The 22,312-nt window shown below is 73.1% G+C and carries 22 protein-coding genes; 10 read left to right on the plus strand and 12 right to left on the minus strand.

From position 1 onward, the window contains the following. Positions 1-34 precede the first annotated feature (34 nt). Positions 35-1,174: a hypothetical protein gene (locus DEU31_RS14020; protein ID WP_133677592.1), complete on the plus strand. Its 1,140-nt coding sequence runs from the start codon at positions 35-37 to the stop codon at positions 1,172-1,174. 3 nt (positions 1,175-1,177) lie between these two features. Here the strand turns inward: DEU31_RS14020 and DEU31_RS14025 are convergent, their stop codons facing one another. The 6 genes from DEU31_RS14025 to DEU31_RS14050 form a co-directional block, all read right to left on the minus strand. After that, on the minus strand, positions 1,178-2,368 hold the full coding sequence (locus DEU31_RS14025; RefSeq protein ID WP_133677593.1) for a metallophosphoesterase: 1,191 nt from the start codon (positions 2,366-2,368) through the stop codon (positions 1,178-1,180). A 120-nt stretch (positions 2,369-2,488) separates the two neighbouring features. After that, a complete protein-coding gene (locus tag DEU31_RS14030; RefSeq protein ID WP_133677594.1) occupies positions 2,489-4,195 on the minus strand; it encodes an ABC transporter ATP-binding protein in 1,707 nt (568 codons plus the stop codon). Then, entirely contained in the window at positions 4,192-5,223 is a 1,032-nt protein-coding gene (locus DEU31_RS14035; protein ID WP_133677595.1) for an ABC transporter permease, read from the minus strand. The genes DEU31_RS14030 and DEU31_RS14035 overlap by 4 nt, the downstream gene beginning before the upstream one ends. A 1-nt stretch (position 5,224) precedes the next feature. Next, on the minus strand, positions 5,225-6,310 hold the full coding sequence (locus DEU31_RS14040; RefSeq protein ID WP_133677596.1) for an ABC transporter permease: 1,086 nt from the start codon (positions 6,308-6,310) through the stop codon (positions 5,225-5,227). Further along, entirely contained in the window at positions 6,307-7,953 is a 1,647-nt protein-coding gene (locus tag DEU31_RS14045) for an ABC transporter substrate-binding protein (RefSeq protein WP_062950566.1), read from the minus strand. The genes DEU31_RS14040 and DEU31_RS14045 overlap by 4 nt, the downstream gene beginning before the upstream one ends. Positions 7,954-8,151: 198 nt before the next feature. Then, positions 8,152-9,114, minus strand: coding sequence for a squalene cyclase (locus DEU31_RS14050; RefSeq protein WP_133677597.1), 963 nt, complete (start codon positions 9,112-9,114; stop codon positions 8,152-8,154). Between the two features lie 61 nt (positions 9,115-9,175). Here DEU31_RS14050 and DEU31_RS14055 point away from each other — a divergent pair, with 61 nt between their 5' ends. Beyond that, positions 9,176-10,351 (plus strand): benzoate/H(+) symporter BenE family transporter, encoded by a 1,176-nt coding sequence (locus tag DEU31_RS14055; protein ID WP_133677598.1) that lies wholly within the window; start codon positions 9,176-9,178, stop codon positions 10,349-10,351. Here DEU31_RS14055 and DEU31_RS14060 read toward each other — a convergent pair. The 3 genes from DEU31_RS14060 to DEU31_RS14070 are packed head-to-tail and all read right to left on the minus strand — an operon-like array spanning position 10,339 to position 12,721. Next, entirely contained in the window at positions 10,339-10,713 is a 375-nt protein-coding gene (locus tag DEU31_RS14060; RefSeq protein WP_126985240.1) for a DoxX family protein, read from the minus strand. The genes DEU31_RS14055 and DEU31_RS14060 overlap by 13 nt on opposite strands. Positions 10,714-10,767: 54 nt before the next feature. Next, the gene (locus DEU31_RS14065; RefSeq protein ID WP_133677599.1) at positions 10,768-11,598 is read right to left on the minus strand and encodes a uroporphyrinogen-III synthase; all 831 of its coding nucleotides are present in this window, start codon (positions 11,596-11,598) and stop codon (positions 10,768-10,770) included. 16 nt (positions 11,599-11,614) lie between these two features. Next, the gene (locus DEU31_RS14070; RefSeq protein ID WP_133677600.1) at positions 11,615-12,721 is read right to left on the minus strand and encodes an NYN domain-containing protein; all 1,107 of its coding nucleotides are present in this window, start codon (positions 12,719-12,721) and stop codon (positions 11,615-11,617) included. A 1,734-nt stretch (positions 12,722-14,455) separates the two neighbouring features. On the opposite strand from DEU31_RS14070, the gene DEU31_RS16875 reads away from it, so the two are divergent. Next, complete coding sequence (locus DEU31_RS16875; protein WP_166649522.1) at positions 14,456-14,986, plus strand: HNH endonuclease signature motif containing protein; 531 nt, start codon at positions 14,456-14,458, stop codon at positions 14,984-14,986. Between the two features lie 43 nt (positions 14,987-15,029). On the opposite strand, the gene DEU31_RS14080 is transcribed toward DEU31_RS16875, so the two are convergent. Continuing rightward, positions 15,030-15,374 (minus strand): cupin domain-containing protein, encoded by a 345-nt coding sequence (locus DEU31_RS14080; protein WP_133677601.1) that lies wholly within the window; start codon positions 15,372-15,374, stop codon positions 15,030-15,032. Positions 15,375-15,472: 98 nt separating this feature from the next. Between DEU31_RS14080 and DEU31_RS14085 the strand changes: the two genes are divergently transcribed. Next, positions 15,473-15,925 (plus strand): hypothetical protein, encoded by a 453-nt coding sequence (locus tag DEU31_RS14085; protein ID WP_133677602.1) that lies wholly within the window; start codon positions 15,473-15,475, stop codon positions 15,923-15,925. Here DEU31_RS14085 and DEU31_RS14090 read toward each other — a convergent pair. Further along, entirely contained in the window at positions 15,864-16,772 is a 909-nt protein-coding gene (locus DEU31_RS14090; RefSeq protein WP_010551783.1) for a LysR substrate-binding domain-containing protein, read from the minus strand. The two genes, DEU31_RS14085 and DEU31_RS14090, sit on opposite strands and share 62 nt — an antisense overlap. A 71-nt stretch (positions 16,773-16,843) precedes the next feature. Here DEU31_RS14090 and DEU31_RS14095 point away from each other — a divergent pair, with 71 nt between their 5' ends. From DEU31_RS14095 to DEU31_RS14120, 6 genes are read left to right on the plus strand one after another with little or no spacing between them, the layout of a single operon-like run. Further along, positions 16,844-17,896 (plus strand): putative sulfate exporter family transporter, encoded by a 1,053-nt coding sequence (locus DEU31_RS14095; RefSeq protein WP_166649523.1) that lies wholly within the window; start codon positions 16,844-16,846, stop codon positions 17,894-17,896. Positions 17,897-17,943: 47 nt separating this feature from the next. Further along, positions 17,944-18,342: a TOBE domain-containing protein gene (locus DEU31_RS14100; protein WP_029360837.1), complete on the plus strand. Its 399-nt coding sequence runs from the start codon at positions 17,944-17,946 to the stop codon at positions 18,340-18,342. Next, positions 18,339-19,109 carry a molybdate ABC transporter substrate-binding protein gene (gene modA, locus DEU31_RS14105; RefSeq protein WP_010551786.1) on the plus strand — a complete coding sequence of 257 codons (771 nt, stop codon included), beginning with the start codon at positions 18,339-18,341 and terminating at the stop codon, positions 19,107-19,109. Before DEU31_RS14100 ends, modA begins: the two co-directional genes overlap by 4 nt. Next, entirely contained in the window at positions 19,106-19,876 is a 771-nt protein-coding gene (locus DEU31_RS14110; RefSeq protein ID WP_126985224.1) for an ABC transporter permease, read from the plus strand. The genes modA and DEU31_RS14110 overlap by 4 nt, the downstream gene beginning before the upstream one ends. Continuing rightward, positions 19,873-20,880 (plus strand): ABC transporter ATP-binding protein, encoded by a 1,008-nt coding sequence (locus DEU31_RS14115; RefSeq protein WP_133677604.1) that lies wholly within the window; start codon positions 19,873-19,875, stop codon positions 20,878-20,880. The genes DEU31_RS14110 and DEU31_RS14115 overlap by 4 nt, the downstream gene beginning before the upstream one ends. Continuing rightward, entirely contained in the window at positions 20,877-21,491 is a 615-nt protein-coding gene (locus tag DEU31_RS14120) for an endonuclease III (protein ID WP_133677605.1), read from the plus strand. The genes DEU31_RS14115 and DEU31_RS14120 overlap by 4 nt, the downstream gene beginning before the upstream one ends. Here DEU31_RS14120 and DEU31_RS14125 read toward each other — a convergent pair. Further along, positions 21,454-22,308: an alpha/beta hydrolase gene (locus DEU31_RS14125; RefSeq protein ID WP_166649524.1), complete on the minus strand. Its 855-nt coding sequence runs from the start codon at positions 22,306-22,308 to the stop codon at positions 21,454-21,456. The genes DEU31_RS14120 and DEU31_RS14125 overlap by 38 nt on opposite strands. Between the last annotated feature and the right edge of the window lie 4 nt (positions 22,309-22,312).

Below are 22,312 nucleotides of genomic sequence, written 5' to 3' on the forward strand. Positions count from 1 at the left end.
ACACACGTCCACGAACGACTCCGGGGGAACCACCATGACCGCACCGACGCCGCCCCAGGGCCCTGCCCAGGGAGGGCCGCAGGGCCCTCAGCACTTCGCCCCGCCGCCGGCGGAGCCGGTCTCGCAGTCCTCCGCCCGCAAGAACCTGGTCATCGCCGGCGTGCTCGCCGGGGGCGGCTGCCTGCTGGTGATCCTGGTCGTGATCGCGCTGATCATCTACTTCGCAGTGCGCGGCGGCGACTCCGGGGGCGGCGGCGGGGAGACCGGCGCGGCGGACCTCCCCCCGGAGGAGCAGGCCACCGCGCTGGTGGCGGACTACTTCGACGCCCTGGCCGCAGGAGACGCGGCGACCGCCCTGGAGCTGAACCCGGTGAACGAGGACATGGGCGCCGCGCCGCTGCCCGTCGAGGCGTACACAGCCGCTCTCGAGGCCGCGCCGATCACCGGGGTCGAGCTCGGCACCCCGGTCATCGACGACGGCGGCCTCGCCGAGGGCGAGGTGCCGGTGACCTTCACGGTGGGTGACGAGACCGTCTCCGACACATATCGCGTGCACGACTACGACGACGACGGCGTGATGGAGCTGACCGGCGGCCACACGATGGCCCAGGTCCCGGAGGGCCTCGACGGCCTGGGACTGACGGTCAACGGCGCCGAGGTGACCGCGGGCGAGCCCATCGCCCTGATGCCCGGCGGCTACGAGGTCGCCCTCGGGGCCGAGCACTTCGCGCTGACCTCGACCGATCCGCTGCTCGTCGGCGAGCTGGCCAGTTCCCTCGAGTGGCCGGAGGCGACGCTCACCGAGGAGGGGCTGACGGACTTCCGGGGCGCGGTCGACGAAGCGGTCCAGGCCTGCCTGAAGCAGACCACCCTCGAGGCCGGCTGCGGGATGACCCCGGTGCCGACGACGAGCGATGACGGCTGGACCATGGTGGAGAACACCGTGGAGCGCTCCATCTCCGAGGACACGCAGCGCACGATCGACACCATGGAGGCGACTCCCTCCTCCGACGAGCCGACCTACGTCGAGGGCACCTCGGTCGGCTCGGTCACGACCACCATCGAGTGCACCAAGGACGGCCAGAAGGGCCGGTGCGAGATGTGGCTGGGCGGCGGCATGGGCATCCCGAACGTGGACATGGCCGATCCGGAGCTGCCCGTCACCTGGAGCTGAAGGTCAGCTCACCCCGCCCGGGAACTCGGCCGGCTCGCCCGGCTGGGTGCCGGCGGTGAGATCGATGCCGTAGTCCGAGGCGTGGCGCAGCTCGGTCCCGGCGTAGAACCCCTCGACGCTCTCGTCGAGGCGGAACACGCGGGCGCCGCGCAGGCGGTGGTCCTCGGCGCCGCCGAGGCCGTAGGTGCCGAAGCCGGTGCCCGGCGCGTAGCCGAGCTGGATGCCGTAGTAGTCGGCGACATAGGTGTTGATGTGGTCGTGGCCGACGAACAGGCCCTTCACGTCTCCGCGCTGCAGCATCGCGGCGAACATGCCGGAGTTGAACGGGCCGGGGCACTCGTCCTCGTTGCGCTCCCCGACGATCGAGTGCTTCTGGACCGCGCGGGCGTGATCGGCCTCGGTGCGGGCGTCGACGCTCGCGAACCACGCGAAGCGGTGCTCCCACAGGGCGATGTGCTGGAAGACCAGCCCCGGGACGAGGCCGCGATTGCGCCGCTCGAGCGCGGCGGAGGTGGAGAGATACCACTGCACCTGGTCGGGGCGCAGCCAGTCCCAGTCGGGGTAGCCCTCGAAGTCCTGCCCGGCGATCTGCTCGGGGGCGTAGCGGCCGGAGTCAAGCAGCCACAGTGCGAAGGCCTCGCCCTTGTCGCGGCGGGGCCGGATCGTGAGGACCTGGTTGCCGGTGCCGGTGACGGCGGCGCCGGGGGTGTTGAGGTTGTGGGGGTACTGGCGCACGAAGTCGATGTACGCGCTCTCGTCGAGCCCCGTGACGGGGGTGGAGTCCTCGTCGTGGTTGCCGAAGGTCAGCGCCCACGGGATGCCGCGGTCCTCCATCGGCCGCACCACGTTGTTGATCGCCTGCTTCGCCTCGAGGGCGCTGGTGGGCGAGCCGTTGATGACGTCGCCGTTGATGAGGGCGAAGTCCGGCTGCACGTCGTCGAGCACCGCCTCCTGCAGGGCGACGGTGCGGCGGTCGGTGCGGGGTCCGTCCTGGGTGTCGTTGAACTGGACGACGGTGAAGGTGCCGTCGTCGCGGAAGCGGAGCCGGTTGCGCACGATGCCGTCCTTCCCGGCGGGGGCCGAGGGCGCGGCGGTCGCGGCGCCGGCCGCGCCGGCGGTGGCGAGGCCGGCCACCGCGGCGGCGGTGGAGGTGCGCAGCAGGCCGCGCCGGGAGGGGCTCAGGGAGGGGGTCATGGGAGTGCCTTGTCTCGGGGAGGGATGGGCACCCCTACCGAACCCCGACGGCATGACGTCCACCACCCCGGCATCGGGACGCGGGCCTGAACGTCGGGTGAACTCGCCCGGCCCTCCTCCTCAGCTTTCCGCGCGCCCGCTCCCCCATTCCTGCGCGTACGCCTCGCGCCGCCGCGCCTGCTCGGCCGGGTCGGGAACGGGCAGGGAGGCGATGAGGCGGCGTGTGTACGGGTGCTGGGGCCGCTGCAGCACGTCCGGTCCGTGCCCCTCCTCGACGAGCTCGCCGCGGTAGAGCACCCCGATGCGGTGGGCGAGGGAGTCGACGACGGCGAGGTCGTGGCTGATGAACAGCGCCGCGAAGCCGAGCCGCTGCTGCAGCTCGCGGAACAGGTCCAGCACGGTCGCCTGCACGGAGACGTCCAGGGCGCTGGTCGGCTCGTCGGCGACGAGCAGCTCGGGGCCGAGGACGAGCGCGCGGGCGAGGGAGACCCGCTGGCGCTGCCCGCCGGAGAGCTCGTGGGGGTAGCGCCGTGCGTAGTCGCCCGGCAGCTCCACCGCCTCGAGCAGCTCGCGCACGCGGCGTCCGCGCTCGGCGGCGTCGAGCTGCTGCTCGTGGACGACGAGCGGCTCGGCGATGCACTGCTCGATCGTCAGGTGCGGGTTGAAGGAGGTGGCGGGGTCCTGGAAGACGAAGCCGATCCGCCGCCGCAGCGGGGTGAAGCTCCGCTCCCGCATCCCGCGCATCTCGTGCCCGAGCACGGCGAGGCTCCCGCCGGTGGTGCGCTCGAGCCCCGCGATGGCGCGGCCGATGGTGGTCTTGCCGGAGCCGGACTCCCCCACCAGGCCGTACACCTCGCCGCGGCGGATGGTGAGGTCCACGCCCTTGACGGCGCGGAAGGGGGCGCGGCCCAGCCGGCCCGGGTACTCGACGACGAGGTCGCGGGCGACGACGAGCGGCTCCGCCTCCTCGAGCGCCTGCTGCGCGGCGGGCTCGAGCGCGCTCCAGGCGGAGTCCCGGCCCAGGTGCGGCACGGCCGCGAGCAGCTTCTGCGTGTACTCCTCGCGGGGGTCCGCGAAGAGCTCCGTCGCCGTGGCCCGCTCGACGACGCGCCCGTGGTGCATCACGGCGACGGAATCGGCGAGATCCGCGACCACGCCCATGTTGTGGGTGATCAGGATGATCGAGGTGCCGAAGCGGTCGCGCACGTCGCGCAGCAGGTCGAGGATCTCGGCCTGGACGGTGACGTCGAGTGCGGTGGTGGGCTCGTCGGCGACGATCAGTTCGGCGCCGAGCGCGAGCGCCATCGCGATCATGATGCGCTGCTTCTGCCCGCCGGAGAACTCGTGCGGGTAGCGGTCGATGCGCTCGGCCGCGTCGGGGATCCCCACCGACTCGAGCGCCCGGACGGCCTCGGCCCGGATCTCCTTGCGGGAGATCCGCCCGCGATGGGCGCGCAGCCCCTCCCCGATCTGCCACCAGATCGGGAAGACGGGGTTCAGGGCGCTGGAGGGCTCCTGGAAGATCATCGAGACGTCCTCGCCGCGCAGGCGGCGCATCTGCGCGGCGGTCAGGCGCACGACGTCGGTGCCGGAGACCAGGACGGTGCCGCGGGCCTCCGCCGTCTCCGGCAGCAGCCCCAGCACCGACCGGGCGGTGACGGACTTGCCGGAGCCGGACTCGCCGACGACGGCGAGGATCTCCCCGGGGGCGACCTCGAGGCTGACCCCGTCCACGGCGTGCACCTCGCCGCCGTCGGTCGCGAAGCGGATGTCGAGGTCCCGGATCTCCAGGCGTGCGGTGGTGCCGGTCGTGTCGATGTCGGTCATGCGGGCACCGTCCTCTCGCTGCGCCGACGTCGGCGCCGGGTGCGCAGCCGCGGGTCGTTCAGGTCGTTCACGGACTCGCCCACGAGGGTCACCCCGAGCACGGCCAGCACGATCGCGAGGCCGGGGAACAGTCCCGTCCACCAGATGCCGCTGGTCGCGTCGGACATGGCGCGGTTGAGGTCGTAGCCCCATTCGGAGGCGCTGGTCGGCTCGATGCCGAAGCCGAGGAAGCCCAGCGCCGCGAGGGTCAGGATCGACTCGGAGGCGTTGAGGGTGAAGATCAGCGGGAGGGTGCGGGTGGCGTTGCGCAGCAGGTGGGTGCCCATGATGCGGCGGTGCCCCGTGCCCACCACCTTCGCGGCCTCGACGAAGGGCTCGGCCTTCAGCCGCACCACCTCGGCGCGGATCACGCGGAAGTACTGCGGAACGAACACCACCGTGATCGACAGCGCGGCGGCGAGGATGCCGCCCCAGGCGTCGGACTGCCCGCCGGAGATCACGATCGACATCACGATCGCGAGCAGCAGGGAGGGGAAGGCGTAGATCGCATCGGCCAGCATCACCAGCACCCGGTCCAGCCAGCCGCCCATGTATCCGGAGAGCAGTCCGAGCGCGACGCCGAGGAACAGGGAGGCCGCGACGGCACAGACCATCACGGCGACCGCCGTGCGGGTCCCCCAGATCACGCGGGAGAGCACGTCGAAGCCGGTGACGGTGGTGCCCAGCGGGTGGGCGGCCGACGGGGGCCGCTGGGTGCCGAAGGCCTCGCCGTCCGCCGCGGTGTCGGCGAAGCCGTAGGGGGCCAGCAGCGGTGCGAGCAGCGCGGTCAGCAGCAGCAGGCCCACCAGGACCACGCCGGCCACCAGCATCCCGCGCTGGAGGCCGACGCTGCGGCGCAGGTGGCTGACCACCGGCAGGCGCAGGTACCAGGGCGCGCGGGCGGTCGCGGCGACGGCCGCGGACTCGGCGGCGAGGTCGGTGCCGGCGGCGTCGCCGTCGCCGACGGGCTCGGGGTTCGACAGCGTCATCTCAGTACCTCACCCTCGGGTCGATGAGCGCGGCGATCACGTCGACGACGAAGTTCGAGATCGCGACGATCACGGCGAGCATCATGACGATGCCCTGCACGGCGACGTAGTCGCGGGCCTTCATGTACTCGGCGAGCATGTATCCCAGGCCGTTCCATTCGAAGGTGGTCTCGGTGAGCACGGCCCCGCCGAGCATCATCGCGATCTGCATGCCCATCACGGTGATGATCGGGATCAGCGCCGGGCGCAGGGCGTGGCGGGTGGTCAGGCGCGACTCGGCGACGCCCCGGGAGCGGGCGGACTCGATGTACTGCATCTCGAGCGTGCCGATCATGTTGGTGCGCACCAGGCGCAGGAAGATCCCGCCGGTGAGGATCCCCAGCGCGATCGCGGGGAGGATCGCGTGGGAGACCACGTCGCGCTGCAGCTCCAGGTCCCCCAGCCGCAGCGCGTCCAGCAGGAAGAACGGGCTGGGGTTCAGGATGGTGCTCATCGTGATCTCGCCGCGGGTGGAGATCCGCCCGGCGACCGGCAGCCAGCCGAGCCCGACGGAGAACACGAGCTTCAGCAGCAGGCCGACGAAGAACACCGGGGTGGCGTAGCCGAGGATCGCCACGATCCGCAGCACCGCATCGGGCCAGCGGTCGCGGGTGCGGGCCGCGATCATCCCCAGCGGCACCCCGATCACGAGCGCGACGACGACCGAGTAGACGACCAGCTCGAAGGTCGCCGCCCCGTAGGTGGTGAGGATCTCGGTGACGGGGGTGCGGTCGGTGTAGGTGGTGCCGAAGTCGCCGCGCAGCACCCCGCCGAGGTAGTCGAAGTACTGGATGATCAGCGGCCGGTCGTAGCCGGCCTCGGCGCGGCGGGCGGCGAGCTCGCTCGGGGTGAGCCGGCCGCCGAGCGCGGCGGTGATCGGGTCGCCCGTGATCCGCATCAGGAAGAACACCACCGTCATCAGGATGAAGACGGTCGGGATGATCAGCAGGAAGCGCAGGAGGATGTAGCGGCCGAGGCCGCCCCCCGACGCCCGGCGGCGCGGGCGTCGGGGGGCGTGCTCGACCTCGGTCTCGGCGGCGGCGGTCACTTGGACAGCGGCGAGATGCGGAACTTGAAGGATGAGTCGAGCGTGACGCCCTGGACCTCCGCCGTGGAGACCGCGATCTGCGCGCCCTGCAGCAGCGGCAGGGTCGAGATGTCCTCGGCGACGACGTCCTGGATCTGCACGAACAGCGCCTCGCGCTCGGCGGGGTCCGCGGTGCCGCGCTGCTTCTGGATCAGCTCGTCGACCTCGGGGTTCGAGTAGTGGTTGGCCAGGAAGTTCTCGGTGACGAAAAAGGGCGAGAGGTAGTTGTCGGCGTCGGAGTAGTCGGGGAACCAGCCCAGCTGGTAGGCGGGATAGACGTCGGCGACGCGGTCGTCGCTGTACTGCACCCATTCGGTGGACTTCAGATCCACCGCGAACAGCCCGTCGGCCTCGAGCTGGCCCTTGACCGCCGCGTACTCGTCGCCGGAGGAGTTGCCGTAGTGGTCAGGGTTGTACTGCAGGCTCAGCTGCACCGGGATCTCCACGCCCGCGTCCTCGAGCCGGCCGCGGGCCCGTTCGGCGTCGGGGCCGCCGGAGCCGTCGCCGTACATGTCCTTGAACTGGGTGCCGGCGCCGGGCAGGCCCTCGGGGATGTAGGAGAACAGCGGGGTGTAGGTGTCGTTGTACACGGAGCTGGCGATGGCCTGGCGGTCGATGAGGTCGGCGACCGCCTGGCGGACGGCGCGGGCCTTGTCGGGATCCGGGTCCTCGGTCTTCTCGCCGTAGGGGTTGGTGTGGAAGTTGAAGACGATGTAGCGGATCTCGCCGCCGGGGCCCTCGTGGACCGTCACCGCGTCGTCGCCCTGCAGGTCGGCGATGTCTGTCGCGGAGAGGGAGCGCCACACGCAGTCGATGTTGCCCTGCTGGATGTCCAGCTTCATGTTGTTCTGGTCGGCGTAGTACGACATCGACACGCTCGCAGTCGCCGGCGCGCCGAACAGCCCCTTGTAGCCGTCGAAGGCCTCGAAGGTGACCAGCTCGTTGATCTTCCAGCTGGTGATCGCGTAGGGGCCGCAGAAGGCGTTCCCGTCCACGATCTCGGCGTCGGAGAGCACGGCATCGGCCGGGAACACCTCGGCGTCGACGATCGGGCCGGCCGGGGAGCACAGCACGTAGGGGAAGGTCTGGTCGCCGGGCTCCTTGAGGTGGAACTCGACGGTGAGCTCGTCGACCGCCTCGACCTTCTCGAGGTTGCCCAGCAGGCTCGAGGGGCCGTTGGGGTCGGCGATCGCGAGCTGCCGGTCGAAGGTGTGCTTGACGTCCTCGCTGGTGAGCTCGTTGCCGTTCGCGAAGGTCAGCCCCTCCTTGAGGGTGACGGTGTACACGTTGTCGCTGGTGAACTCCGCGGTCTCGGCGAGGTCCGGCTCGGGGACGCCGTCCTCGGAGCCGACGGAGGTGTTCATCAGGTAGGCGTAGCACTGGGTCCACACCGTCGAGGAGCCGTTGTCGTAGGCGGCGGCGGGGTCGAGCGCGGTGACCTTGTCGGTGGTGCCGATGGTGAGGGCGCCGCCGCCTCCGCCGCCGGATCCGCCGTCGGACCCTCCGTCCTCGGTGGTCTGGGCGCAGGCGGTCACCAGCACGGGGACCCCGGCCATCGTCAGCAGCATGGTGCGTCGCGTGGGGGTCATGGCGGCGTCGAACATCGGGGTCCTCCAGGAGGCCGGTCGGCATCAGGGGTGGTGATGCCGTGCAGGGGACGGGCGGGGATGTGATCCAGCGCACCCGCACAGGGGTGGCCCGCACAGTACCCCTCCCCCAGGGGCGGCCGCGGCGAGTTCGCCCGCAGAGGGCTCACGGTGATCGAACTGTGATCTGCGACGCTGCCCGATCGGGCGGTCGGCTCAGCCCTCGCCCCACCAGCGCAGCACCCGCAGTGCCTGCAGGGTCAGCCACGGCGAGGGCTCCCCCACCGGGACGTCGACCTCGAACCAGACCGCACCGGGCAGGCGGTGCTGCTGAAGCCAGGTGCCGTCCTCCTGCTGCGCGTCGAGGACGGACCGGGCGGCGTCGGCCATCCGCGGATCGCGCAGATCCCGCTCGCGGAAGTGGTCGAGCGCCCGCAGCGCGGAGTAGATGTGCCGCGGCGGGTACAGGAAATGCTCCACCCAGGGGCCGACGATCTCCCCGGTGCTCTCCCGGCGCATGAGGCGCCGCTGCAGGAGGTACTCCTCCGCCTCGCCCCTCGCGGTGCGCAGCACGGGCGAGCCGCCCGTGGCCTGCTCGTGCACGTGCAGGGCCCGCAGCACGTTCAGGGTCGAGTGGAAGCTCGCGCGCGTCGAGCCGTCCTCCCACTCGCAGTTCCAGCCTCCCTCGTCCATGCGGTGGGCGAGGAACCAGCGGGGCAGGGAGGAGACGTCGGCTCCGACCCAGAGGCCGTTGGCCAGCGTCATCGCGTTGATGCAGCAGTCCACCTCGCCACCCCAGTAGGGCAGGGAGGGGTCGTACTCCCAGTGCGCGTGCTCGGCGAGCTTCGCGGCGGTGTCGCGCTCGATGAGCGGGGCGGGGTCCATGCCCCATTCACGCAGAGTGGTGAGGGACCAGGTGGTCGCGGTCCAGGGCTGGCCGGGCAGCTCGAGGTTCTCGGGATCGTCGAAGAACCCGGCGGGGAAGAACGCGCCCCCGGCCCACAGCCCGGTCTCCGGGTCCTGGTGGTCCAGCAGCCTCGCCCCGAAGCCCTCGTGGGGGATGCGCGCGCGGGTCGCCTCCCACACCTCGGGCGGCTGGTCCAGCAGATCGCGCTCGACCTGCCAGCGCAGGGCGGGGTCGGTGTCGAGGAGCCAGGAGACGACGTCGGTGGGAGCCACCCTGGGATCCTCCCCGCGAACCGCGGCGCGGGCAACCCCGCCCGCCGCCTAGTCTGCGCTCATGCTGCGCCCCGTCTCGGCCGGGGTCATCTCCGGTCTCGTCGCGTTCACGAGCTCCTTCGTCGTCGTCCTCGCGGGTCTCGAGGGGGTCGGCGCCTCGCCCGCGCAGGCGGCGAGCGGGCTGCTCGCAGTGAGCGTGCTGATGGGGCTGTGCTCGATGCTGCTCTCCCTGCGCACCCGTCTGCCGATCACGGTGGCCTGGTCCACCCCGGGCGCGGCGCTGCTCGCGGCGACGGGCGCGGTGGACGGCGGCTGGCCCGCCGCAGTCGGTGCGTTCGTGCTGGTCGGGGTGCTGATCGTGCTGACGGGGCTGGTGCCCGCGCTCGGCGCACTGATGGCCCGGATCCCGACCCCGATCGCGCAGGCGATGCTCGCCGGGGTGCTGTTCCAGCTGTGCCTGGGCCCGGTGCTCGGCGTGGCCGCGAATCCGCTCGCGGTGGCGCCGGTGATCGTGGTGTGGGCGCTCGCGCAGCGGCTCTCACCGCGCTGGGCCTCCCCGCTCGCGTTCCTCGCCGCGAGCGTCGTGATCGTCGTGTCCCTGACGGCGGCGCCCTCCCCGTCGGCCGCTCCCCCGCTGCTCCCGGCGGTGGAGCTCACCGTCCCGACGCTGACCGTCGGCGCGGTCGTGGGGGTCGCGCTCCCGCTGTACCTGGTGACGATGGCGTCGCAGAACGTGCCGGGCGTGGCGGTGATGCGGAGCCTCGGCTATGAGGTGCCGTGGCGCGCGTCGATGGTGACCACCGGTCTCGGCACGATGATCGGCGCGCCGCTCGGCGGGCACGGCGTGAATCTCGCGGCGATCACTGCCGCTCTCGCGGCCGGGCCGGAGGCCGGGGAGGATCGGGAGCGGCGCTGGATCGCCTCGACCACGTCGGGCGTGGTGCTGGTGCTGTGCGGTCTCGGAGCGACCGCCTTCGCACAGCTGATCGCGCTCGCGCCGGAGGGCGTGATCCCGGCGGTGGCGGGGCTCGCGCTGCTGGGCACCTTCGTGGCCTCGCTGCGCTCCGCGCTCGCGGAGTCCGAGGAGCAGCTCCCCGCCGGGGTGACGGTGCTGATCGCCGCCTCGGGCATCGCGGCGGCGGGGATCAGCGCGGCGTTCTGGGCGCTGCTGGTCGGGCTCGCGCTGCGGGCGCTGCTGCGGGCGGGGCGCCGGACGGGCTCAGCTCACAGCGGGTAGGGCCCGAAGCGGGACCAGGCCACCACCACCGATCCGAGCGCCAGGAGCATCGAGGGGAGCATGGCGCGGAACGGGTCGCCGCGTCGGGCGTGCACGAGCGCGGCGAAGACCATGGTGATCGCGAGGCCGGCGGCCGCCAGCGGCACCAGGACCGTGGCGATGCCGGTGAGCGCGGGGACGACGAGGCCGAGCGCGCCGAGGATCTCCAGGGCGCCGATCCCCTGGATGACGCTGTGGGGGAAGTCCTCGGCGTAGGGGGTCTTCTCGATCTGCTGCTCGCGCGGTGCGAGGAGCTTCATCGCGCCGCTGGCCACGAAGACCGCGGCGAGGGCGAAGGCGAGGATCCACAGGAACGTGTTCATCGGACGGCCTCCTTGTCCCGGGCACCCCAGTATCCCCCTCTCCGCCTCCTGCTGTCAGGAGAGTTCGGCGAAGTGCTGCACGACGGTGCGCACGAGGGAGCCCATCCTCGCCCGCTCCGCCTCCAGGACGGGCAGGTCACGGGCGGTCAGCGCCGCGGAGGTCACGGGACCGACGCTCGCGAGCACCAGCTCGCCCGCCCGGGCGCGCTCCCTCACGGCATCGAGGGTCCCGGCCCGTGCGGCGGCGTCGAGCCAGCCGGTCGCGCCGGGCCCGGAGGTGAACAGCACGGCGTCGGCCCCTCCGGCGCCGGCGAGCCGGGCCGCGCGGGTGAGCGCGGCGGGATCCGACGGCGGCCCCCAGCGGTAGACGGTCAGGCTGACCACCTCGGCGCCGTGCGCGGTGAGCAGCTCGTCGAGCCCGTCGTCGCCGGAGCCGTGGTGCTGGACGGCGATCCGCAGACCGTCCACCCCCGTGCGCAGCAGCTCCTCGCCGAGCTCGGCCGCGGTCTCGGAGGCCGCGACGAAGACGCTGTCCAGCCCCGCCCCGCGCACCGCGCCGTGGGCCTTGGTGCCGCGGGAGTGGATGCGGGAGGCGCCGAGGGCGGCGCGGACGTCCTCGCCGAGCCCGGCGGCGTCGGCCGCCTCGAGCCAGCCGCGCATCCCGACGCCGGTGAGGACGACCGTCGCGTCCGGCGGCGCGGCGATCAGCGCGCGGGTGCGCTCGAGCAGCGTCTCGTCGTCGACGTGCGGGATCGTGGACATCGCGGCGGCGGGCACGACGCGCGCGCCGTGCCGTTCGAGGGCGGCGGCGAGCTCCTCGGAGCGCCGGTCCACTGCGGTGATGACGGTGCGTCCGGCCAGGGCGTCGGAGAGCAGGGTCGTCATGGCGCGCCGGCCCCCGTCAGTCCTTGGCGCGCACGAGGCGCTCGTGCCCGGTCTCCTCGAGCACGGCGATGTCGGAGTTCGCCTTGAGGAACTCGGAGAAGGAGCGGTAGCCGAGGGCCTTCTCGCTGAAGGAGGGGTCCATGCGGCGCATGTGGGACTTCACGGCCGAGCTGTGCAGCCATTCGCTGTCGCCGCGGCCGCCGAGCTGGAGGGCGCGCTCGAGCAGGCGGGTGGCCGACTCGCGGGGGTCCTCCTCGCCCTCGTCCTCGAGCGTGTCGTCGAGGCGGTCCTCGATCTCCTGCGAGGCGGTGCTCGCGCTGCTGTCGACGCCGCTGTGCCGGCTGCGGCCGCCGCGGCGCGAGCCGGAACCGCCGCTGTTCTCGGTGCTCTCGGCGCTGGTGGAGCTCTCGGTGTTCTCGGTGCTCTCTGCGCCGTCGGTGCCGTCCGTGCTGTCGGCGCCGCCCTGGCCGCGCCGGCTGCGGGAGCGCGAGGTCCCGCGTCCCTCCTCGTCCCCGCCGCCGAGGCGCCGGGAGCGGGAGCGTGCGGGGGCGGAGGGCCGCTCGACGCCGGGGAGGTTCTCGTAGGACTCGAACTCGTCGCAGGCGGCGGCGAGGGACTTCGCGGTGGAGCCGGCGACGCCGAGCGCGATCACGTAGCGGCCGAGGCGGCGGCAGCGCTGGGCGAGGGGGACGTAGTCGGAGTCCCCGGCGACGATCACGACGTGGGTGAGGTCGGGCAGGAGGTAGAGGTCCTCGACGGTGTCGACGGCGAGGCGGATGTCGGCGCCGTTCTTGGCGTAGGCCGCGGCGGGGAACAGCTGGACGAGGTCGACGGCGCGGGCCACGAGCTGGCTGCGGTAGACGGCGTTGACCGGCGAGGACCAGTCCGCGTAGGCGCGGGTGAGGGTGAGGGACCCGAAGGAGGCGGCGAAGTCGATCACGGCGCCGACGTCGACGGTCGCCTTCGCGAGCCGCTCGGCGATCTCGGGCTCGGTGGGGTCCTCCGCGATGCGGTGGCGGTCGCGGCTGTACGCCTGCCGTCCGTGCACCCGGTCGTACCAGGACATGACGATGTTGTCGAAATCGAGATATACCGCGACGCGGGGATCCTGTGGGTCAGCCATGCCCCCAGTCTGCCTGGTCGCGGGGAGGACGCGCGAACTGTGGGGTGCGGTGCGAGGGTGCAGGGGGGAGAGTCGACCGGTCGGCCCCGCGCGCCGGCGGCCGACGGGGAGCGGGCAAGGGCGAGCGGGTGGCGGAGCGGGGCCGGACGCTGACGGAGCGCGACCGCCGGGAGAACGCGAGAGCGTCGGGCCGTCGGACGCGGCCCGAGGCGGAACCGCGATATATCGCCTGGCACATTTCCGCACCGCTCGACCATCATCAGTCGAAAGACCTTGCACACATTTTCGAAGAGGATCTCTTTCGCGCATTCACCGAATGCGACTCTACGGAATAGCGTGAAGACACAACCCACAGCCCCACCCCGCGCGACACGCCCTACACCCTACCCCCGACAGACGACGCACTCCCAGCTCAGAATGTGGATGACGCCCCCGTTCCCCCTCCCCGCGCGCGACCTCCCCTCCCCACACCTCACTTGCCCACACCCCGCACACACCATTCTGTGGATACCCCCGGGAGACATCCGAAACTCATCCACACACCTTTCTTCTGTCACACCGACGCCGTAGTCTCGTGACATTCCGGGACGACCGAGGGGGTGGGGACATGAGCACCGCGACGAGCACGCCGGCGAGCGCCGGCGACGACGACACCCACCGCTCCGACATCGGCGGCACACCCCTCGAGCCTGCCGCCCTCGCCTTCCTCGACTCCATCCCCTCCCGTCTGCGCGTAGTCCGGGCCCGCGCGGCGCGCACGCGGGAGGACCTCCCCGCACGCTCGGGCTGCGAGGAGGACATGCGGCTCGGCGAGGCGGCCCAGCGGGTCTGGGACGCCGAGACGGCGAGCGCCCGCGCCCTGGCCGCGCGCCTCCGCGCCCTCGCCGCGCTGATCGAGTCCGAGGGTGGGGACTGCGCGGACGACGTGGACACCCTCCGCGCCGCGATGGCGCTGCGGGTGACGCACGGCGTCGCGCACCGGGAGCTCCTGGCGGCGCACCGCGCGGTGGACCAGCTGCCGCGCACGCTCGCACGCCTGGAGGCGGGTGCGCTGCCCAGCTGGTGGTTCCAGAAGGTGCTGCGCGAGTCGGAGGATCTCGGCGACGAGTCCCGGAGGCTGCTGGACGCGGCGCTCACCGCCTGGCCCGCCGACATCCCCGTCGAGCGCTTCCTCACCCTGCTGCGCGCGCTGGTGCGGCTGCTCGCCGAGCGGGAGAAGGAGCCTTCAGCGCCGGAGGAGGCTCTGCCGCGGGAAGTCGAGCTCACCCCTGACGGGCGCGCCGGGACCGGAGCGGCGTCGCCGCGCGGGCCGATCCCCGAGGTCCTCGCGTTCTGGAAGCGTCTGGACGAAACCGCGCATGCGATCCAGGCCGCACAGCGCAGCGCCCTGCGGGAGGGGACCGAGATCCCCTATGACCTCGACGGCATCGCGAGCGCGACCCAGCGCCCCGTGCCGCTCGACCGGCTCCGCTACGACCTGATGCTGAACGCCGAGTTCGACACCGACGGCGTGCGGGTGCCCGCGCCGCGCTTCCGCCTGAACGTCACCGTGCCGGTGTTCACCCTGCTGGGCCTCTCCGACGCCCCCGGCATGCTGGAGGGCACGATCCCGCTCCCTCCCGCGGTCGCGAGGGAGATCCCGGCGGCGAGAGCGTCTGGTACCGGATCCTCACCGATGCGTGCACGGGAGCCTTCCTGCCGCTGCCCCCGGACCGCTATCCGCCGACGCAGGCCATGCTCGAGCATCTCCGCCTGCGCAGCTCGACCTGTGCGGTCCCCGGCTGCACACGACCGGTCTCCTGGGCCTCCGAGGCCGACCACATCGAGGAGTTCTTCCACGCCGACCCCGTTCGCGGCGGTCGCACCGAGCTCGAGAACCTCCACCTGCTGTGCTGGCAGCACCATCAGGCGAAGACCGCCGGCGATCTCGACCCGACCAGGCTCCCCGTCCCGGTCAGCGGGCCGGAGCCCGGTGAGGGACGCGGCCCGGGACGCACCCGCTGGCGGATCGGCACCCGCGGCGAGCAGGTCATCACGGCCGACGACATCGACCTCGGCACACGACTCGCCGTCGAGGACCTCGACCGCGCCTGGCGGGCCTTCGTCGACCGCCGGACGGCGTCGGCGCCACTGCCGGCTCAGACTCCTCCGCCGACGTCGCCGGCGAGATCGCCGATCCCGAAGGGGCCTCCCGCCCAGGGCGAGCCGGCTGCGCGAGATGAGGAGCCCGGCAGTTCTCCCTACGAGGATCCGCCACCCTTCTGACCTGCGGCGCCACGTCCGGACGCGGGTGACCGCTGCACCGCGCTCAGTCTCGCGGCCTCTGGATCGTCAGCGACCGGCGGCGCCGGTGCACGGTGAGGTACTCCAGTCCGTCCTCCCCCGCCCGGAACCCGCGCACCGTGCGGCGGGGCAGCAGCGCGACGTCCCCGGCGCGCAGCGGCTCCTCGCCGTCCTCCGTCGTGAGCACGCCCTCGCCGCGCACCACGTGCACGAGCGTGTCCACCTCGGCGCCGATGTGGGCGGGGATCTCCTCCCCGGCGGGCAGTCGGATCAGGTTGGAGTCCAGCTCGCGCTCGGGCACGGCGATGGACCAGACGGCGCCGCGGCGCGGCTGTTCGGGCTGCTCCGCGGTGTTGGTGAGGATCGGCATGTCGCACCCTTCCTGCTCTCGATGTCGCCTCCGAACGTACCCCGGCCGCGCCCTCGGGCCGATGCGGCGCGGAGCGGACGCAGGAGAGGCTCGTCAGCATGAACCACGACAGCGCCCGCCGCCTCCCCGTCGTCGCCCAGCTCGCTCTCGCCCTGCTGGGCATCCCGCGCGTGGTCCTGCACGATCTGGACCTGCTGCACGAGGGGACGGCCGTGAACCTGGTGTTCGTCGCGGTGCCGCTGCTGGTATGGGTCGCGGTGGTGCTGGCCTGCCGCGTGACCCGGCCCTTCACCACGCTGCTGCTGGTGGGGCTGCTGCACGGCGCGATGCTGGTCGTGACCCATCAGCTGCTGTGGAACGCCGCCTTCGACGGGGCCCCGCCGCAGCTCGGCGGGAACCTCGCGGACCTCGACCCGACCGCGCAGGCGATCATCCTCCGCCTCACCTCGGTGCCCTCGGGCCTGGTGACGGGCGCGCTGCTCGGCGCGATCACCGGGGCGGCGGCGTGGCTGCTGTCGCGACGGCGACGAGATCCGCTGCCGGGCCGCTGAGCCGCCGGGGCCCGTTCCACACCGCGGTCAGCGGGCGGCGCAGACGCGAGCCCGCCAGCGGCACCCGCAGCAGCTGCCCGCTCTCGAGCCCGGAGCGGACGGCGAGCATGCTGAGCACCGCGGGCCCAGCACCGGAGGCGACGGCGATGCGGACGGCGGCGTTGCTGCCGAGCTCCTGGACGGGCGGGGTCCCGCCCGCCGCGGGGACGAGCTCCTCGAAGGCGTCGCGCGTGCCGGACCCTCCCTCGCGCACCACGAGCGGGGTCGAGGCGAGCTCGTCGAGCTCGAGCGGCCCCTCGCGCAGCGCCCAGGGATGCTCCGGGGCGACGACCACCACGAGCTCGTCCTCGCGCAGCGTCAGCGTGTGCACGTCCCGCGGGAGGCGGGGCGTCTCGACGAAGCCGAGCCGCAGGTGCCCGTCGTGCACCCCGGCGAGGACCTGGGTGGAGTTGAGCACCTCGAGGTCGACCCGGGTGCGCGGGCTGCGGCGGCGCAGCTCGGCCAGCCAGGCGGGCATCAGGTGCTCCGCGATCGTCATCGACACCCCCACGCGCAGCTCGTGCACGCCCTCCTCGCGGCTGTGCCGCAGCCAGTCGGAGAACTGCTCGGCCGCCTCCAGCAGCTGCCGTGCCTGCGCCGCGTACAGCAGCCCGGCGGAGGTGGGGCGGGAGCCGCGCGGGTCCCGCTCGAGCAGGGCGGTGCCCGCCTGCGCCTCGAGCTGGGCGATCATCCGGCTCGCATTGGGCTGATGGATCCCGGCGCGCCGGGCGCCGGCGCCGAGCCCGCCCTCGTCCACCACGGCCACGAACAGGGCGAGGGCCGACAGGTTCGGCAGAGAGGCTGGCATATCAGAACTATATGCCCTGCTGGTGAACTGCCGACTACCGGCAGGTCAGAGGCGATGGAACCGTGGACGTCATGCCCTCCGCCCCCTCGCACACCCTCTCCTCCGGCGCCGTCCCCTCGACGCCGACGCCCTCGACGTCCCCGGCCCCCTCGATCCTGCCGGGCCTCGCGCTCGCCCTCGGCGTCGCGGTCGTCTCGATGCTCGTCGCACCGCTGCTGCCGGGGATCAGTGCCCTGGTCCTCGCGATCGTCGTCGGCGTGGTGCTCGCGAACGTCGTCCCGCTCCCCCGGGCCGCGGCGCCGGGTCTCGCGATCGCCTCGAAGAAGCTGCTGCGCGCCGGGATCGTGCTGCTGGGACTCCAGGTCGCACTCGGCGACCTGGCCTCCCTCGGCATCGGGATGCTGCTGGTCGTGGTCGCGGTGGTGGGGGTCGGCATCCTCGGGACCGTGCTGCTGGGCCGGCTCGTCGGCGTCGGCCGTCACCTCACCGTGCTGATCGCCTGCGGGTTCTCGATCTGCGGCGCGGCGGCGGTCGCGGCGGCCGCGGGCGTCACGGATCCGGACGACGAGCGCGAGGAGGACACGGTCACGGCCGTGGCGCTGGTGGTGCTGTGCGGTTCGCTGATGATCGTGCTGGTGCCCGCGGCCGCCGCACTGATGGGCCTGCACGGCGAGACCGCCGGTCCCTGGGCGGGCGCCTCCATCCACGAGGTCGCCCAGGTCGTCGCCGCGGGCGGCGCGATCGGCGGGGGCGCGGCGCTCACCGTCGCCGTGATCGTGAAGCTCGCCCGCGTGCTGATGCTCGCGCCGGTGATGGCGGTGATGTCGATGCAGCAGCGCCGGCACGGCGCGAAGGACGGGAAGCAGCCGCCGCTGGTGCAGCTGTTCGTGGTCGGCTTCCTCGCCATGGTGCTCGTGCGGTCCTTCATGCCGCTCCCGGAGCCGGTGCTCGAGGCCGGGTCGCTGCTGCAGACCCTCCTGCTCGCCGCGGCGATGTTCGCGCTCGGCACCGGGGTGAGGATCTCGCTGCTGAAGCAGGTGGGACCGCGCCCCTTCCTCCTCGCCGCGCTCTCGACCGCGCTCGTCGCCTCGGTCGCGCTCGGCGGGGTGCTGCTCGTCGCCTGAGGACTTCCGTCCCATGAACCCGCATCTGCGCCGCTATGGTGGTCCTCATGACGCAGATGCGGGTTCGTGATGCCGCCACCTTCCTCGGGATGAGTGAGGACACCGTGCGACGGTGGATCGAGAAGGGGACCCTCGAGGCGACCCACGACGCGAGCGGCCGGAAGGTGCTCGAGGGGGTCGAGGTCGCGCGCCTCGCCCGGGAGCTGGCGGTGACGCCCGAGCTGCACGGCACGACCGCCTCCTCCGCCCGGAACCGCTTCACGGGGCTGGTCACCCGGGTCGTGACGGACACCGTGATGGCGCAGGTCGAGCTGCAGTGCGGTCCTTTCCGCGTCGTCTCGCTGATGAGCAGCGAGGCCGCCCGGGAGCTCGGGCTGGAGCCCGGCAGGGTCGCCAGCGCCGTCGTGAAGGCCACGCAGGTCGTGATCGAGGCGGAGCCGTCATGAAGACCCTGCTCCGCTCCGCGGCCGCCGCCGCGGCGATCGCGCTGACCGCCGCCGCGTGCGGCTCCGGCGACCCCGCCGAGGACCCGGCCGCCGCACCGGTCACCCTCCACGTCTTCGCCGCCGCCTCCCTGCAGGAGCCCTTCGAGGAGCTCGGCGAGCAGTTCGAGTCCGAGCACGAGGGCGTCACGGTCGAGTTCAGCTTCGCCGGCTCCTCCACGCTGGTCGAGCAGATCCAGCAGGGCGCCCCGGCCGATGTCTTCGCCTCTGCGGACACGAAGAACATGGACAAGCTCACCGACGCCGGCCTCGACGCGGCGGATCCCGTCGACTTCACCACGAACACGCTGAGGATCGCGGTGCCGGCCGGGAACCCCGCGGGCGTCACGGACCTCGCCTCCCTCACCGGCGACCTGAACCTCGTCGTCTGCGCGCCGGAGGTGCCGTGCGGCGCGGCGACCGGGACGATGGAGGAGGCGGCGGGACTCGAGTTCGCCCCGGTCAGCGAGGAGCAGTCCGTCACGGACGTGCTGAACAAGGTCACCAGCGGCGAGGCCGATGCGGGCCTGGTCTACGTCACCGATGTGGAGAAGGCCGGCGACGCCGTCGAGGGGATCGACTTCCCCGAGGCGCAGGAGGCCGTGAACACCTACCCCATCACCACCGTCGACGGCTCGGCGAGCCCGGAGCTGGGCCAGGAGTTCGTCGACCTCGTCACCGGCGAGGAGGGCCAGGAGGTCCTCGCCGGATACGGCTTCGGCGGCGCATGAGGACCCTCCCCCGCTGGATCCTGCTGCCGGCCGGGCTCGGCGCGCTGCTGGTCGTCCTGCCGCTCGCGGCGATGGCGCTCCGGGTCGAGTGGAGCGACTTCTGGGCCCTGATCACCTCGGAGTCCTCGCTCGCGGCGCTGCGGCTGAGCCTGCAGACCTCACTGACCAGCGCCGCGGCCTGCGTGCTGCTGGGCGTGCCGATGGCGCTGCTGCTCGCCCGCACCGACGGACGCGGCATGTCGCTGGTGCGCTCGCTGGTGCTGATCCCGCTGGTCCTGCCGCCGGTGGTCGGCGGCATCGCACTTCTGTACACCTTCGGGCGCCAGGGACTGCTGGGCCGGCACCTGGAGGTGCTGGGTGTGCAGATCGCGTTCTCCACCACCGCGGTGGTGCTCGCGCAGACCTTCGTGGCCCTGCCCTTCCTGGTGCTCAGCCTGGAGGGGGCTCTGCGCACGGCCGGCACCCGCTACGAGCGAGCCGCCGCCTCGCTCGGGGCGCGCCCCTCCCGCGTCCTCACCCACGTCACGCTGCCGCTGGTGCTGCCCGCCCTGCTCTCCGGCACCGTGCTCTCCTTCGCCCGTGCGCTCGGGGAGTTCGGCGCGACGATCACCTTCGCCGGCTCCCTGCAGGGCACCACCCGCACCCTGCCGCTGGAGATCTACCTGCAGCGCGAGAGCGATCCGGAGGCCGCGGTGGCGCTCTCCTTCGTGCTGATGCTCGTCGCGGTCGCGGTGATCGCCCTCGCGCACCGGAGGCGGAGCGCATGAGCCTCGTGCTGCGCGCCGCCGTCGCCGAGCGCCATGTCGAGCTCGACCTCGAGGTCGGACACGGCGAGACCCTCGCCCTCGTCGGCCCGAACGGCGCCGGGAAGTCGACCGCGCTGTCGCTGATCTCCGGGGACCTGCGCCCCAGCTCCGGCTCGGTCTCCCTCGACGGCCGGATCCTGGCCGACGAGGGGACCTGGGTGCCGCCGCATGACCGCCGCGTCACCACCCTGAGCCAGGACCCGGTGCTCTTCCCGCACCTCTCGGCGCTCGGGAACGTCGTCTTCCCGCTGAGGGCCCAGGGCGTCCCGCGCGGGGACGCGAGGCGCCGGGCGCTCGAGCACCTGGACGCCCTGGGCCTCGCCGATCTCGCCGCCCGCCGCCCCGCCCAGCTCTCCGGCGGACAGGCGCAGCGGGTCGCGATCGCGAGGGCGCTCGCGGCGGATCCCCGGCTGCTGCTGCTTGACGAGCCGATGGCTGCGCTGGACGTCGACGTCGCGCCCGCGCTGCGCGAGCAGCTGCGCGGATTCCTCGCAGGCCGCACGGCGATCGTCGTCACCCACGACGTCCTGGACGCGCTCTCGCTCGCCGAACGCGTCGTGGTGCTCGAGCAGGGCCGGCAGGTCGACGCGGGGCCGACGACCGAGGTCCTCGCCCGACCGCGCTCGGCCTTCGCGGCACGGCTGGCGGGGCTGAACCTCGTCGCGGGCCGATGGGACGGGCACCGGATCGAGCTCGAGGGCGGCGGCCGCCTCTCGGCGAAGAGCCCCCTCGTCCCCGGCACCGCGGTGCTCGCCGCCTTCCGCCCCGCCGCGGTGCGCCTCGCCGAGCAGGGGCTCCCCCGCACCGTCCGCTCCCTGACCCCGCACGGCGACCTGGTCCGGGTGCGCACCGAGGATCTCGCCGCGGACCTGTCCCCGCAGGACGCCGCCGCCCGGCATCTCGCCCCCGGCACGGCGGTGCATCTCGCGGTCGCCCCTGAGGACGTGACAACCTACCTCGCATGATCGACCTGCGCGCCCTGCACCGCGAGCTGCTCGCCCGGCACGGCCCGCAGGGCTGGTGGTGGCCCGGCGAGGAGCCCTTCGAGATCGCGCTCGGCGCGGTGCTGGTCCAGCGCTCCCGGTGGGAGCAGGCGGCGCAGGCCCTCGCCGCACTCACCGCCGCCGGACTGCGCGAGCCCGCCCGGCTCGCGTCGGCCGACGAGGAGCACGTGCGGGAGCTGGTCCGCCCGGCCGGCTTCCCGCGCACGAAGCCGCGGCGCATGCAGGCGCTCGCGGCGTGGTGGGCCGGCCGTGCCGCGGCCGCCGACGAGCTGGACGACACCGCCCTCCGCCGAGAGCTCCTCTCCGTCGAGGGCGTCGGCGAGGAGACGGCCGATGCGATCTCGCTGTACTGCTTCGCCCGGCCCGCCTTCCTCTGCGACGAGTACGCGCGGCGGGCCCTGCGCGAGCGCGGCGCAGAGGTCCCGGGCACCTACCGGGCCTTCGCCCGTGCGCTCGTCCCGGCGCTCGAGGAGGCGGCCTTCACCGTGCCGGAGCTGGCGGAGCTGCACGGCCTGATCGTCGAGGAGGGGAAGCTCAGAGCGCGTCCAGCAGCTCCCGCACCGCAGCGTTGAACGCGGCCGGATCCTCGAGGTTCGGATAGTGGCCGACGCCGTCGAGCTCCACGTACCGCCCTCGCGGGGCCGTCTCGGCGAGGCGGCGACCGCTGCGTCGGTGGTCGTCGCCGTCGAGCGCTCCGCCGAGCGCGAGGACGGGGATGCGCAGATCTCCGACGCGCTCCCAGGTCCCGGTCACCGGGGTCGGCGGGTGCGGGGGCACGGGCGCCCCGTTCTCGTCGAGCCGGAGATGCTTGTCCAGCGTGCTCCGTGCCATCTCCTGGATCAGATCGCGGAGAGCGGGGTCGACCTGGTCGAGAGTGCGATGGGGGCCGGCGGTGAAGCGCTGCAGCACGTCGATCCAGGCCTGCGCCGAACCGCCGGACTCGGCGGCCCTCCAGTCGGCGAAGGCCTGCAGGGCCCAGGGATCGGTGAACTCGATCTCGCTGGTCCCGGTCCCGCCCACCAGGATCCCGGCGACGCGCTCCGGGTGCTCGAGGGCGAGGTCGCCGGCGGTGCTCCCGCCCATGGAGATGCCCGCCGCGACCACCGTCTCGATCCCCAGCGCATCGAGCAGGGCGACCACGTCGTCGACGAGCCGGTAGGGCGCCTCCGCGTCGGAGGAGCCGCCGTGCCCGCGGGCATCGGGGACGAGGACGCGCCGCTCGGGGAAGGCGCCGAGCTGCGGACCCCACATCCGGGAGTCGACGGCGCCGCCGTGCAGCAGCAGGAGCGGCAGGGCGTCCGGATCCGTGCCGGGCAGGTCGAGATAGGAGATGCGCTGGTCGGGGAGGTCGAGGTGGATCGGGGCGGGGTGCGTCATCGCAGCGTTCATGACA

Origin of the sequence: Brachybacterium sp. AG952 (assembly GCF_004362645.1) — a bacterium.
Taxonomy (GTDB): Bacteria; Actinomycetota; Actinomycetes; order Actinomycetales; family Dermabacteraceae; genus Brachybacterium; species Brachybacterium conglomeratum.